This window comes from Cognatishimia coralii (genome assembly GCF_037478305.1).
Classification (GTDB): Bacteria; Pseudomonadota; Alphaproteobacteria; order Rhodobacterales; family Rhodobacteraceae; genus Cognatishimia; species Cognatishimia coralii.
Genome location: NZ_JBBGAZ010000011.1, coordinates 73,451 through 86,110 on the forward strand (window position 1 = coordinate 73,451; position 12,660 = coordinate 86,110).

Annotated in this window: 15 protein-coding genes; 10 read left to right on the forward strand and 5 right to left on the reverse strand. The window is 58.6% G+C overall.

Annotation, left to right across the window (positions count from 1 at the left end; translation table 11 throughout):
• Window positions 1-3: 3 nt before the first annotated feature.
• The 3 genes from WG622_RS15825 to WG622_RS15835 all read right to left on the reverse strand — a co-directional run bounded on the left by WG622_RS15825 (window position 4) and on the right by WG622_RS15835 (window position 3,673).
• Window positions 4-1,746, reverse strand: coding sequence for a heparinase II/III family protein (locus WG622_RS15825; RefSeq protein WP_339404476.1), 1,743 nt, complete (start codon window positions 1,744-1,746; stop codon window positions 4-6).
• Between the two features lie 139 nt (window positions 1,747-1,885).
• Window positions 1,886-2,371, reverse strand: a complete 486-nt coding sequence (locus tag WG622_RS15830) for a flavodoxin family protein (protein ID WP_339404477.1) — start codon at window positions 2,369-2,371, stop codon at window positions 1,886-1,888.
• A 33-nt stretch (window positions 2,372-2,404) separates the two neighbouring features.
• Complete coding sequence (locus tag WG622_RS15835; RefSeq protein ID WP_339404478.1) at window positions 2,405-3,673, reverse strand: RsmB/NOP family class I SAM-dependent RNA methyltransferase; 1,269 nt, start codon at window positions 3,671-3,673, stop codon at window positions 2,405-2,407.
• A 90-nt stretch (window positions 3,674-3,763) separates the two neighbouring features.
• Between WG622_RS15835 and WG622_RS15840 the strand changes: the two genes are divergently transcribed.
• Complete coding sequence (locus WG622_RS15840; protein WP_339404479.1) at window positions 3,764-3,943, forward strand: DUF1674 domain-containing protein; 180 nt, start codon at window positions 3,764-3,766, stop codon at window positions 3,941-3,943.
• Between the two features lie 62 nt (window positions 3,944-4,005).
• Entirely contained in the window at window positions 4,006-4,389 is a 384-nt protein-coding gene (locus tag WG622_RS15845; protein ID WP_339404480.1) for a DUF983 domain-containing protein, read from the forward strand.
• A 3-nt stretch (window positions 4,390-4,392) separates the two neighbouring features.
• On the opposite strand, the gene dapB is transcribed toward WG622_RS15845, so the two are convergent.
• A complete protein-coding gene (gene dapB, locus WG622_RS15850; RefSeq protein WP_339404481.1) occupies window positions 4,393-5,202 on the reverse strand; it encodes a 4-hydroxy-tetrahydrodipicolinate reductase in 810 nt (269 codons plus the stop codon).
• 83 nt (window positions 5,203-5,285) lie between these two features.
• On the opposite strand from dapB, the gene rbfA reads away from it, so the two are divergent.
• The 8 genes from rbfA to WG622_RS15890 all read left to right on the forward strand — a co-directional run bounded on the left by rbfA (window position 5,286) and on the right by WG622_RS15890 (window position 10,901).
• On the forward strand, window positions 5,286-5,678 hold the full coding sequence (gene rbfA, locus WG622_RS15855; RefSeq protein ID WP_339404482.1) for a 30S ribosome-binding factor RbfA: 393 nt from the start codon (window positions 5,286-5,288) through the stop codon (window positions 5,676-5,678).
• Window positions 5,675-6,397 (forward strand): phosphodiester glycosidase family protein, encoded by a 723-nt coding sequence (locus tag WG622_RS15860; protein ID WP_339404483.1) that lies wholly within the window; start codon window positions 5,675-5,677, stop codon window positions 6,395-6,397. Before rbfA ends, WG622_RS15860 begins: the two co-directional genes overlap by 4 nt.
• A 60-nt stretch (window positions 6,398-6,457) precedes the next feature.
• Window positions 6,458-7,369: a tRNA pseudouridine(55) synthase TruB gene (truB, locus tag WG622_RS15865; RefSeq protein WP_339404484.1), complete on the forward strand. Its 912-nt coding sequence runs from the start codon at window positions 6,458-6,460 to the stop codon at window positions 7,367-7,369.
• Window positions 7,366-7,875, forward strand: coding sequence for a DUF1643 domain-containing protein (locus tag WG622_RS15870; protein ID WP_339404485.1), 510 nt, complete (start codon window positions 7,366-7,368; stop codon window positions 7,873-7,875). The genes truB and WG622_RS15870 overlap by 4 nt, the downstream gene beginning before the upstream one ends.
• 24 nt (window positions 7,876-7,899) lie before the next feature.
• A complete protein-coding gene (locus WG622_RS15875; protein ID WP_339404486.1) occupies window positions 7,900-8,166 on the forward strand; it encodes a DUF5665 domain-containing protein in 267 nt (88 codons plus the stop codon).
• Between the two features lie 89 nt (window positions 8,167-8,255).
• Window positions 8,256-9,167: a calcium-binding protein gene (locus WG622_RS15880; RefSeq protein ID WP_339404487.1), complete on the forward strand. Its 912-nt coding sequence runs from the start codon at window positions 8,256-8,258 to the stop codon at window positions 9,165-9,167.
• Window positions 9,168-9,292: 125 nt separating this feature from the next.
• Window positions 9,293-9,562 carry a 30S ribosomal protein S15 gene (rpsO, locus tag WG622_RS15885; protein ID WP_209358031.1) on the forward strand — a complete coding sequence of 90 codons (270 nt, stop codon included), beginning with the start codon at window positions 9,293-9,295 and terminating at the stop codon, window positions 9,560-9,562.
• A gap of 136 nt (window positions 9,563-9,698) precedes the next feature.
• The gene (locus WG622_RS15890; RefSeq protein WP_339404488.1) at window positions 9,699-10,901 is read left to right on the forward strand and encodes a GTP-binding protein; all 1,203 of its coding nucleotides are present in this window, start codon (window positions 9,699-9,701) and stop codon (window positions 10,899-10,901) included.
• 70 nt (window positions 10,902-10,971) lie between these two features.
• Here WG622_RS15890 and WG622_RS15895 read toward each other — a convergent pair whose 3' ends face one another.
• On the reverse strand, window positions 10,972-12,579 hold the full coding sequence (locus tag WG622_RS15895) for a BCCT family transporter (protein ID WP_339404489.1): 1,608 nt from the start codon (window positions 12,577-12,579) through the stop codon (window positions 10,972-10,974).
• Window positions 12,580-12,660: the final 81 nt, after the last annotated feature.

Genomic DNA, 12,660 nt, shown 5'->3' on the forward strand with positions numbered 1-12,660 from the left:
CGTTCAATGGGTCAGGTCAAGCTCTTCCCGGTGAAGATCCCTGATTGCCATTGCAGAGTCCTGCGCCTTGGCCAGAGACCACCGGATGCGCGTCGCATACTCCATCGCGACCCCAGATAAAACTATCTGTTTGGCCGCACGTGGCTTTAATCGGCCTTTTTCTAAATAAACTGACGGTTCCACGGACAAATGCGCGCCAGAATCATGGCGGAATATCCAGATCTCCCCGCTTTTCAGCGCAACTGAGACGGCCGCTCCGCCCATATCGATCTCGGCACTCGCGTCAGGATGCAGGTGGAATCGCGCCTGATAGGGGATGCCTTGCAGCTTTTTGGCGTCCATCACGCGATCAAATTGACGTTTCGCGTTGTCTTGCAAGGCCAAGAGCAAGTCTTCTCCGGCCAGACCGCGCCCGTCAAACGTCAGCTCCAGCGTGCGCGCATGGGTCAGGCCATGCGTCGCGACAAATCCGTCATGGCCGCCTTCAAAGCGGATGCCATCTGCGACGGGGCTCATCTGGATCGGCACCTCTCTGGGTGCGTCAATCAGCTGTTCATCCCGCCAACCACGACCACTTTCGCCCAAGCGCGCGGAGCTGAAGCCATCTAAAGCCACCGTCGAGTGGCTTGGCGTGGCCCGCCCGGCGCGCCGCCAGTCCTCGCCGAAACTGACGCCAGAGCCGCAGTTCACAATTACAGGCCGGCGTCCGCTGGTCATCTCAAAGGCCAAGGTTGACGCATGGGCGTTCTGGGATTCCTCGCCAATGGTCGGAGAGCTAGCATCCACGATCACCGAGGTCCGCCCGCCAGACAGCCGCGCAAATCCCATCGCCAGACCATCCGCCTGCCGAGATTTCACATCGCTTGCTGCCAAGGCCGCGTCCAGACGCCCTTCCAGACCACGCCCACCGCCATGAAACCGTGCCAATCCCCCGTCGGAATGGCGCAAGGTGCGCAAGGTGGGCGCGATCCGTTCAATCGCCACCTGATGCGGGGCGGTCAGCGGTTGATCCGCGTCCGTCAAAGCCGCGCTTGCCCAGGTGAGCAACGTAAAGACTTCGAGAAGCTCTTCCGGATTGCGCGACGGCATCCCGCCCTCGGCATCGATCCGCGCCTGACATTCGCGGCCCAAAGCCTTCACCGCGGGCTTCACATGTTTACCCATGCCCTCAAGCGCGAGGCCAGCATAGACGAGCCCCGTCAGCGCTTCAAACCGCTGCAAGCCCGGCTGCGCCTTGTGCCAACGGCGGGACAGAAAGATCGTCTGCTGCGCCAAAGACCGATAGAACCGCGCCTGCTGATCCTTGTCCTGACGTTGCAGCAAGAGCATCGCGTGGTTGATCCAGCGAATAAGCCGCCGCCCCGTGAGGTCCGGCGTCCACCCGGGCCCATCGCCCTTGCCGTAACGATCAATCCACCGCCACACCCAAAGCTGAGCCTTTTCACGGCATGGCGTGTCGCCAACGGCTGCGAAATCATCGAGCCAGGCAAAACCGTGCAGGTCTTCTTCGAATTCGGGATCGGGTGTGTCGAGATCCCAAATCGAGGTCTCTGGTGCGACAACCAAATGACCTGCAAACAGGAAATTGCCTGCCAAAAGCTGCCGACCTTTGGCAAAAACACCGATGGTGCGCGGCTCTGGTGTCGAGGTAAACGCCGTCGCGGGCCGAGCACGGGTGCTCAGCCGGGCATGAAAACGGTGCATCGCCCGCGTGTATCGCGCGCTCAGACTATCCGGATTGAACATCTCGATCTGCCTCTACGCTCTTTGGCGTTTGCACCAGAGTCTACTCCTCTCAACTGCCAAAGTCACCTGCAATCGCTTTATCGCGGCTTGGCAAAGGTTCGGTTAAAACGGGCGATACAGCGACCCGTTCGACATCTTGTTAAAATACACCCATGGACAGGCCCGCCCCAAAGGCCTCGCCCAGGTCTTTGCACGGCGCCAGTTGGGCGTCGGTCAAAGTCTTTGGGGCCAGTATCGCCTCAGGCGTTTGCGCATCCGTGTTCACAATGATCGGCTCTTGGGCTTGACGCAAGCGTAAGCCCGTCGCGATGCGCGACATTTGGCGCACGGCGCTCTCTCCGTCGCTGCCTGCGCAGACCATGAGAGCATAGGCGCGGCCTTCGATCCTGCCCAGCAGGGGGTAGTAGCTGCGGTCAAAGAACTCTTTCATTTCGCCGGTGATGGCCGCGAGGTTTTCGGGGCAGCAAAAGATATAACCCTGCGCGGTCAGCAGGTCCTCGGGCGTGGCATCCTTTGCGTGCACAATCACCGCATCACATTCGCTCTGCGCGGCCTCAAACGCGGCCTGCGCCATCGATTTGGCCCCGCCTGTTCGGGAATGGTAAATGATAAGAAGCCTGCTCATGTGCGCCACCCTAACGCGGGGGGCGACGCGGGCCTAGTCCTTGCGAATGCAGACGATGTAAAACCCGTCCATGCCGCCTTGATCCGACCAATAGTCTGGACGCAGACGCAGCCCGCCTTCTTCAGAGCGCCAAGCGGGGTCGATGCCCTCGATGTCCAGCGCTTCGGCGTCGACGCGCAGACCTTCATGGCGTTCGAGTAGTTCTTCCACCTGAGCTTCGCCTTCGTCCGGCAACAGAGAGCACGTGCAATAGACCAACCGTCCCCCGGGTTTCAGCAGGTGCACCGCGTGATCGAGCATTTGCGCCTGAAGATTGAACAAATCAAAGAAATCACTGCCGTCCTTGGCATGAGGCAAATCGGGGTGACGACGGATGGTGCCTGTGGCAGAGCAAGGAGCATCTAGCAGGATCGCGTCCCATTGGCCCTCTTCGGCCAGAGCGTCTCCGACCACGAGGTCCGCCTCAAGTTTCGTGCGCTTTAGGTTCTCCGCGACGCGCGCCATGCGGGATTCACTCGTGTCCACAGCACGAACCTTGGCCCCAGAGGCTGCGATCTGCATGGTTTTACCGCCCGGCGCTGCGCAGAGTTCCAGAACCGCCTCGCCCTCTTTCGGAGCCAAGACCTGCACCGGAATCGCAGCAGCCGCGTCCTGCACCCACCATGTGCCTTTCTTAAAACCCGGCAACATTGAGACCTGACCCGCCTCTTTCAAACGCACAGACCCCGTTGGCAAAAGCGCGCCTTCGGTCGCGCGTTGCAACGCGCCTTGGTCGGATTTCGCGGTCAGGTCCAGCGGAGCGCCCGCGAAATGGGCTTCTTCGATGGCGGCGACTATCTCGGGGCTATAGGCTTCAACCAGCGGACCACGCAGCCATTTCGGCAGGCGAGGCGTGCGCAGGGTCGGATAGACCTCGGCTCCGTTGGCGGCCACTTTGCGCAGAACCGCATTCACAAGGCCCTTCATCGAGCCATGGCGTTTGCTGCGTGAGACGATCTCGACAAAGGAATTCACGACGCCATGGGCCGCGCCACCGATGCAAAGCTCGTAAGCGCCGATCCGCAGCGCGTTACGCACGGTGATCGGCGGGTATTTCTGCAAGTGTTTCTGCAAGATGCGGTCAATGCGTTCGAGGCCGCGCAGAGTTTCCGTCGCCAGACGTTGCGCCGTGGCGCGGTCGGCGGGATCCAGACGCTCCAAGGCTCCGCCTCCGATGGCTTCGGACAAAAGACGCCCTTCGCCCAGAACCTGATCCAGCAGGAACACGGCGGCGCGGCGCGCGGGCAGACCGGCTTGAGGCATCAGGGACTCCTTGTCTCACTTGTGCAGGGGTGCGGCGGGCGTATATCAGGGGTGATGTGGGAAAGAAACCCCGCCAAAGGAGCGCATGCGATGTCCGAATCTGAGAACAAAGACCTGCCCCCCGCCGCGCACCGTGCGCTGGCTGAGGCCGAAGCGCGCCGCAAAAAGGCCGAAGAGATGGAACTGGCACCAGAGCTTGGCGGTCGCGATGGGCCCGAGCCTGTGCGCTATGGCGATTGGGAAAAGAAGGGTATTGCCGTCGATTTTTGATGCAAACCTTTGGTCCAAGGCTGGGGCTCTGCCCCAAACCCCGGGATATTTGGAGCAAGAGAATGAGTGACTTGAGTGTGAACGAGCCAGATGATCGCCCTTTGATGCCATCACTGATGAAAGGCTTGCAGTGCCGCTGTCCGAATTGCGGCGAAGGGCGCTTGCTGCACAGCTATCTCAAGGTTGTGGATCACTGTCCCGAATGCGGCGAGGATTATACGCCTCAGCGCGCGGATGATGGACCCGCCTACCTGACGATTCTGGTTGTCGGCCACGTGGTGATCTTTTTCCTGACCACCATGTGGGAATACATGCGTCCGTCGCCTTTGACTTTGGCCGTGTCGATGTGCGCGCTGGCCACGGTTGTGGCCTTGCTGGTCTTGCCGCGGTTCAAGGGCATGATTGTCGCCTGGCAATGGGCCAAGCGGATGCATGGGTTTAAGTAGAGCTTAGAGCCCCAACACATCCAGCATGTCATATTGGCCGGGCATTTTGTCCTGGCCCCAGAGCGCGGCCTTCAATGCGCCGCGCGCAAAGATCGCGCGATCGGTGGCCATGTGGCGCAGAATGATGCGCTCGCCTGCGGCTGCAAAGAGCACGTCGTGTTCGCCGACAATGTCTCCGCCACGGATGGCGGTGAAGCCGATATCGCCTTTTTTGCGCGCGCCGGTGATGCCATCGCGACCCGAGTCACGCACGTCATTGAGCGCTACACCACGTCCTTCGGCGGCGGCTTCGCCCAGCATGAGCGCGGTGCCTGACGGGGCATCTACTTTGTGATGGTGATGGGATTCGATGATCTCGATGTCAAAATCCTCATCCAGAGCAGCCGCGACCTTTTTGGTCAGCTGCGTCAGCAGATTGACGCCGAGGCTCATATTGCCCGCGCGCACGATCACGGCGTGGTGGCTCGCGGGTTCAAGTTGCGCGATTTCCTCGTCGGTCATGCCGGTGGTCCCAATGACATGCACCGCGCGGGCTTGCGCCGCCAATTTGGAAAAGGCGATTGTGGCTGCAGGTGCTGTAAAATCAATAACAGCATGCGCTTTGACAAAGGCTTCCAGAGGTTTGTCGGTTACAGACACCCCAACCGCAGCACCGCCCATGGCGACGCCAACATCCTGGCCGATCCAGTCATGGCCCTCGCGTTCCACAGCCCCGACGAGACGCGCCTTGTCGCTCTCAAGCACGGTCTTGATCAGCATTTGGCCCATACGACCTGATGCTCCGGTGATCACAATGCCTGGCAGCTCTTCCATATCCGTCTCCTTTGGGCTATCCGCCTGCCCTTACCTTATAAGCCTCGCTTGGCAAAGACCCTGAAAGGACATAAGTCAGTCATATGGGAAAGAACAAGTTCCACGACGGCCCCGGCCCATCTCAGCGCCAGCTTCGCGTTGGCGAATTGATCAGGCGTACCCTGTCGGAAGTCCTGCAGCGTGGCGATATCCATGATCCGGACCTCAACCGCATGTCGATCACTGTGGGCGAAGTCCGCACGAGCCCGGATCTCAAGATCGCGACGGCCTATGTGCTGCCTTTGGGTGGCAAGGGGCAGGAGAATGCTCTGAAGCTGCTGGCGGCAAATAAGGCCGAGCTGCGCCGGGTTGTTGGCAAGAAACTTGGCCTGAAATTCACGCCAGACCTGCGGTTTCAGCTGGATCAGACCTTTGATCAGATGGATGACACGCGGCGTATGCTGAACCTTGATAACGTGAAACGCGATATCGAATGAGGATTGCGGCGGTTCTCTTAGCGCTGTTTTTGCCGGGAGTGGCCTCGGCCGTCACCTGTGAGAACGCGCGCTATGAAGGCAATCGCTATACGATCTGCACGGTCCGGCCTGCTGAGGAAAATCTGCGCCTGTTTCTGCGGGATGATGCAGGTGAAATTCTCGGCCAATTTTCCTCGATTGAAGCCCATTTGCCTGAGGGCCAGACCCTTAGCTTTGGCATGAACGCTGGCATGTATCACTTGGATCGCCGTCCGGTTGGGCTTTATCTGGAAGAGGGTGAGCAAGAGTCCAGACTCTATCCAAACTCGGGCCCCGGCAACTTTGGCCTCGTGCCCAACGGCGTTCTCTGTATCCGCAGCACCCGCGCTGATGTAATTGAAAGCCTTGAGTACCAAGCGGATACGCCGGACTGCACTTATGCCACGCAATCAGGTCCCATGCTGGTGATCGACGGCCAATTGCATCCTCGGTTCCTGCCTGACAGCACGTCGAAATTCGTGCGCAATGGGGTGGGCACTTCAGCAGACGGCAAGACGGCGATCTTTGTGAAATCTGAAAATTCCGTCAATTTCCACGAATTCGCGCGGTTTTTCCGCGATATCCTCAAGCTGCCTCAAGCGCTCTATTTCGATGGCAAGATCAGCCGGCTGCATGCGGCGGATCTGGATCGCTCGGATCCGGGGTTCTGGATGGGGCCGATTGTCGGCGTGGTCGAGTAGCCGTTGACGGGCGCTTCAGTTTTGCCTATCCGGCGCTTTCGTTGAATTCAGAGGTCTAAGATGGCGCGCAAACGCAAAGGTCGGGATATTTCGGGCTGGCTCGTGGTGGACAAACCGGCAGGGATGACCTCGACTGCGGTGGTCAACAAGGTGCGCTGGGCGATGGCTGCGAAAAAGGCAGGCCATGCTGGCACGCTGGATCCAGAGGCGACAGGCGTTCTGGCCGTGGCACTGGGCGAGGCGACCAAGACGGTGCCTTACATCACTGACAGTCTGAAGGCCTATACGTTCACGGTGCGGCTGGGGGCTGCGACCAACACGGATGATGCCGAGGGCGAAGTGATTGCGACCTCGGAAGCGCGTCCCACGGACGACGACATCAAAGCCGCGCTTGCCCAATTCGTTGGCGACATCATGCAGGTGCCGCCCAAGTTCTCGGCTGTCAAAATCGACGGCGAGCGGGCCTATAAGCTGGCGCGCGACGACGAAGACTTTGAGATCGCTGCGCGCCCCCTTTGGGTCGAGGAACTGGTGATGATCGACCGAGAGGACACAGACCACGTCACGCTTGAGATGACCTGCGGGAAAGGGGGCTACGTGCGCTCGATTGCCCGCGATCTGGGCGAGGCTTTGGGATGTTTGGGCCATGTGCGCGAGTTGCGCCGGATCTGGTCGGGGCCTTTCACGGCCTCTGATGGCATCTCCATTGAACAGATTGATGAGATGGCTAAAACGCCAGAGCTCGACGCCTATCTGCGCCCTTTGACCGAGGGGCTGACCGAGCTGCCCGAGGTCAAGGCCACTGCCGAGGGCGCTGTGCGCTTGCGCAATGGCAATCCGGGCATGGTGATCGCAAGCGACGTGGACTACGGCGAAGAATGCTGGGCGAGCCTTGATGGCGAGCCCGTGGCCGTGGGCGTTTTCAAAGCAGGCGAATTGCACCCTTCGCGGGTCTTCGTCCTGCCTGAATGATCACGCGGAGCCATCAAAAAGACGACGCGGCCTCGACCGCCGTCTATTCTGATTGCGAGACCTATCGCTATGCACTGACCCGGATTTGGGATGACACCGGGCGCAAAGTTGCGTTCATCATGCTTAATCCATCAAAAGCGACAGAGATTCAGAACGATCCCACGATTGAACGCTGCGAGCGTCGTGCGCGCGCCCTTGGATTTGGCGGGTTTCGAGCGGTGAATATTTTCGCGCTGCGTGAAACCGATCCGCACAAGATGCGGAAACATAAATCTCCCGAAGGTCCTGAGAACGCAGCCTTTATTACGGAAACCTGCGATTGGGCCGATGTAGTGATCGCAGCCTGGGGCGCCCATGGAGATCATTTGGATCAAGGATTTAAGATCCGAGACCTCTTGGCGCAAAGCGGTCGTGCGGTGCATAGTTTCGGTCAAACCAAAGCGGGCCATCCGCGTCACCCGCTCTATATCGCCTATGCGCAGCAGCCGGAACTCTGGCCGCTTTAGCCCATTGATCAGAAAGTGATTTTCATGGAATCCAACTCCCAAGAGACACTTGAGAAACTGACCGCCGAGGTCGAAAAGCTGAACCAGCATCGGTTCATTCGCATTCATAACTCGGTCTGGCGCATGATGTTGTTTCAACTGGGGCGCGGGCTGGCCTTTGGCCTTGGATCGGTTCTTGGCGCAACCATCGTAGTTTCGATTTTAGCGTGGTTTATCAGCCAGATAGAGTTCATCCCTCTGATCGGCAACTGGGCGTCCGAGATCCTAAAACAGATCGATACCACGCAGTAGCTTGCGTTAACCAGTTAACCGAGAGTCCAGAGTCTTCTGTCTCTAACGCTCTGAAAAGAATAGGATCTTCCAGCTTTCAGGAGGAGCCTATGTGGGTTTTTGCGACATTGCTTGGTATGGCCGCTTTGGGCGCGGCACTGTGGGATACGGGGCCAGAGCCTGAGGACGACAGCGACGACGCACCAGAAGATGACGGTCTGATCACCGATCAGATCATCCCGGGTTCTGACATCGCGGATTTCCTTGAAGGCGGTGCAGGCAATGACCAGCTCAACGGCTATGGCGGCGCGGACACTTTGGTTGGCAATGACGGCGACGATGTCCTAATCGGCCAAGATGGCTCGGATGAACTCTACGGCGGCCTCGGCGAGGACCGACTGGAAGGCGGGGACGAGACCGACACGCTCTTTGGCGGTGAGGATGCGGATCTGTTGCTCGGCGGTTTGGACGATGATTGGCTGTCGGGCGACCCGGGGAACGACACGCTGTTTGGCGGGCCAGGCGCTGACCAGCTCTTTGGCGGCGAAGGCGCGGATTTTGTCTCTGGCAATCATGGCAACGATACGATCACAGGGGGTCTGGGAGCAGATGATTTTTCCGGTGGCTCAGGCGATGACGTGTTGATTGGTACGGTCCTGAACGCGCAGGGCGAAGACATTGATGCCGGTGACACTCTGGTCGGCGGACAAGGCAATGACATCTTGATCGCAGGCGCGGGCGACCAGATCGAAGGCATCAGCGGCGCGGATCAGGCCATTGTCAGCCATTGGAACGCAGGCGGGAATGCAGCGCTCTGGGCTGATTTTGACGACACTGAAGACGGCGTCGCGTTTTATGACGAGACGGGCACGTTGGATCCCGGGCGAATAACGGTCTCGGCCGACGCATCGGATCCGGCGATTGGACATGTGATGCTTGACGGTGAAACCATCTTAACCGTTGTCGGGGGTGGCGCGCTTACACCAGCTGACATCGCGATCATCACCAGCCTGCCCGGTTGACCCCTTCCCTTTTCACGCCAAACCGCCTATACGCGCGCAGTCGCGTGGAATCACGTGATACTCCATAGGACCCTGCTGGACGACATCCCGGCTTGCGCCCTGAACCCTTAACCAAGGAGACCCCGATGTCGATCACTGTTGAAGAAAAAGCACGCGTGATGAAAGAATACGCAACCAAAGAAGGCGACACCGGTTCGCCTGAAGTACAGGTTGCCATCCTCTCTTCCCGCATCGCGACCCTGACCGAGCACTTCAAAACCCACAAAAAAGACAACCACGGCCGTCGTGGTCTTTTGAAAATGGTTGCTCAGCGCCGTAAGCTGCTGGACTACCTGAAGGGCAAAGACGAAGCGCGTTACGCTGATCTGATCAAGCGTCTGGGCCTGCGTCGCTAAGACGACACCGAACCCTCGGTATCAATAAACCCCTGCACGATGGGTCGTGCAGGGGTTTTTGTTTGTCTGGCACTCAGCCTCTTGAAACTTTTCTCATTGCATGATTGTTACGATATAACATTTCTAGGAGAACCCCATGAATGAGTCCCGCCTTCCGGTGACGGTCCTGTCAGGCTTTCTTGGCGCCGGCAAAACCACACTCTTGAACCGTATTTTGAACAACCGCGACGGCCTGAAAGTGGCCGTAATCGTGAATGACATGTCCGAGGTCAACATCGACGCTGACCTGCTGCGCGAAGGCGGTGCAGAGCTGAGCCAGACCGACGAGACCCTCGTTGAGATGTCCAATGGCTGCATCTGCTGCACCCTGCGCGATGACCTTCTGGCCGAAGTGCGTCGTCTGGCCGAAGAGGCGCGCTTTGACTATCTGCTGATCGAGTCCACCGGGATCTCCGAACCCTTGCCCGTCGCCGCGACCTTTGAATTCCGCGACGAAGGTGGGGACAGCCTCGACGACCTCGCGCGTCTGGACACGATGGTCACGGTGGTGGACGCGGTGAACCTGCTCAATGATTTCTCGAGCCACGACCTTTTGGCGGACCGCGGCGAAACCATGGGCGAAGAGGACGAGCGCACCCTTGTTCACCTGCTGACCGATCAGATCGAATTTGCTGATGTGGTCATCCTGAACAAGGTCGAGGACACGACGCCTCAGAATGTCGACGCCGCTTTGAAAATCATCCGCAGCCTGAATGCGGATGCCAAGATCATTCAGACCAGCCACAGTGTTGTAGAGCCGAAAGAGATCCTCAACACGAACCTCTTTGATTTTGAGAAAGCCCACGAACACCCTATGTGGGCCAAAGAGCTTTACGGCTTTGAAGACCACACACCAGAAACCGAAGAATACGGCATCGCGTCTTTCGTCTACCGCGCGCGTGCGCCGTTCGATCCGGTCAAAATCCACGCCTTCCTGAACGGAGATCTTCCCGGCGTGATCCGCGCAAAGGGTCATTTCTGGATGGCAACACGGCCTGATTGGGTGGCGGAATTCTCGCTGGCGGGGGCTTTGTCGTCTGTCACGCCTCTCGGCACATGGTGGGCTTCGGTGCCGGAAGATCGCTGGCCTGATCACCAGCAAGCGCGCGACTATCTGAAATCCCATTGGTCTGAACCCTTCGGCGACCGCCGCCAAGAGCTGGTGTTCATTGGATCAGGCATCGACTGGGCGTGGATGACGGCTCAGATGGATGCCTGTTTGGTCAAAGACGCAACCTTGGAAAGCCTCGAGAATTATCCTTACGAGGATGACCCATTCCCTCTTTGGCGTCGAAATTAGTCCTCGCCAAAGAAAACGCCCGCGCTTTCCCCGGCGCGGGCGTTCTTGTTTTTATCGGCAGGGATAACCCCTAGCCGTTCTGTTTCTTGCTCTCAGACCGCAGCGCCAGCCACAGGCAGTAGCACATGATCAGAACCACCAGCGTGAACGGAATACCGGTCGAGACCGCCGCCCCTTGAAGCGCGGACAGGCCACCACCCAACAGAAGCGCAATCGCCACGAGGCCTTCCAGCGTACACCAGAACACACGCTGCACCGGAGGCGCATCCATCTTGCCGCCTGCCGTGATCGTATCGATGACCAGCGAACCCGAGTCTGAGCTGGTCACAAAGAAGATTACAATCAGAACCAGCGCAATCGGCGCGACGATGCTGTAAAGAGGCAGTTCTTTCAGGAAGCCAAACAGCGCACCTTCAGGCTTGTAGGCGTCGATGACGGTCGCCTTAACGCCCTCTGCACCACCTGCGTTCAGCATATCGATTGCAGCGCCACCGAAGGTGGACATCCACAGTGCACAAACCGCAGTAGGCGCAACCAGCGCACAGATCACGAATTCACGGACGGTCCGGCCACGCGAGATCCGCGCGATGAACATGCCCACAAATGGGGACCAAGCGATCCACCAGGCCCAATAGAAGGTCGTCCAGCCGTGGAAGAAGCTCGTGTCTGTTCGTCCAAACGGGTTGGACAAGGCCGGCAAGAGAACGATGTAGTCCACCATCACGTTGAAATAGCGCGAAATCGCAGAACCAACGCCGGTCACCAGGATCACAAAGATGAACAAGCCAACCGCCATGATCATATTGATCTCGGACAGACGTTTCACACCCGCATCCATGCCCAGCAGAACAGAGCCCAGCGCGATCACGGTGATACCGATGATCAACAGAACCGTCACAGTCGGAGTCGGCGTGATGCCAAAGACTTCGTTCAGACCCGCAGCCACCTGCTGTGCACCCAGACCCAGAGATGTGGTCAGGCCAAAGAGTGTCGCGAACACCGCAAGCGTATCGATGATGTGACCCCACCAGCCCCAGACGCGCTCGCCCAGAATTGGATAGAACGCAGACCGCAGCGTCAGCGGCAGACCGAGGTTATAGCAAAAGATCCCGAGGCTCAGGCCAACAGCCGCATAGACCGCCCAGCCTTCAAGACCCCAGTGGTGGATCGTGCCGACAACACCGATATATTCGTTGCCCGGCTGCGACTGATCGATGCCCAGAGGGCTCGCGCCGCCTCCTTCAGAGAACTGGTAGTAGACCGGCTCAAGAACGCCGAAGAACAAGAGACCGATACCGATACCGGCCGCGAACATCATCGCAATCCAACCGGCATAGGAATAATCAGGCTTGGCGTCTTTGCCCCCGATCCGCACCTTGCCCACAGGCAAGACAATCAGCGCCAGACAGAACAGGGTGATGGCGTCTACTGAGAGCACCAAGAACCAGTCAAACGTGCTGGTCAGCCAAGGGCGCAGCCATCCAAAAAAGGCCGCCGAGGCCTCTTGGTTGGCCAAAGACAAAAGAACAAACCCTGCAATGACAATACTGGACACCAGGAAAACTGGATTGTGAATATCAAGCCCCATCGGCCTGATATTGTCTTGTCCCAATTCATAGTCCGTTTCGAACTCCAGGGTTTGGTCGCCCGTCCCTGGGGAATTATTTGTGTCAGACATAAAATCCTCCAACTCTTTAACAAAAACCAGGCGACTGGAGGCCATAAACCAAGAACAACCGCCGGGTCGGCGATCCCCCTA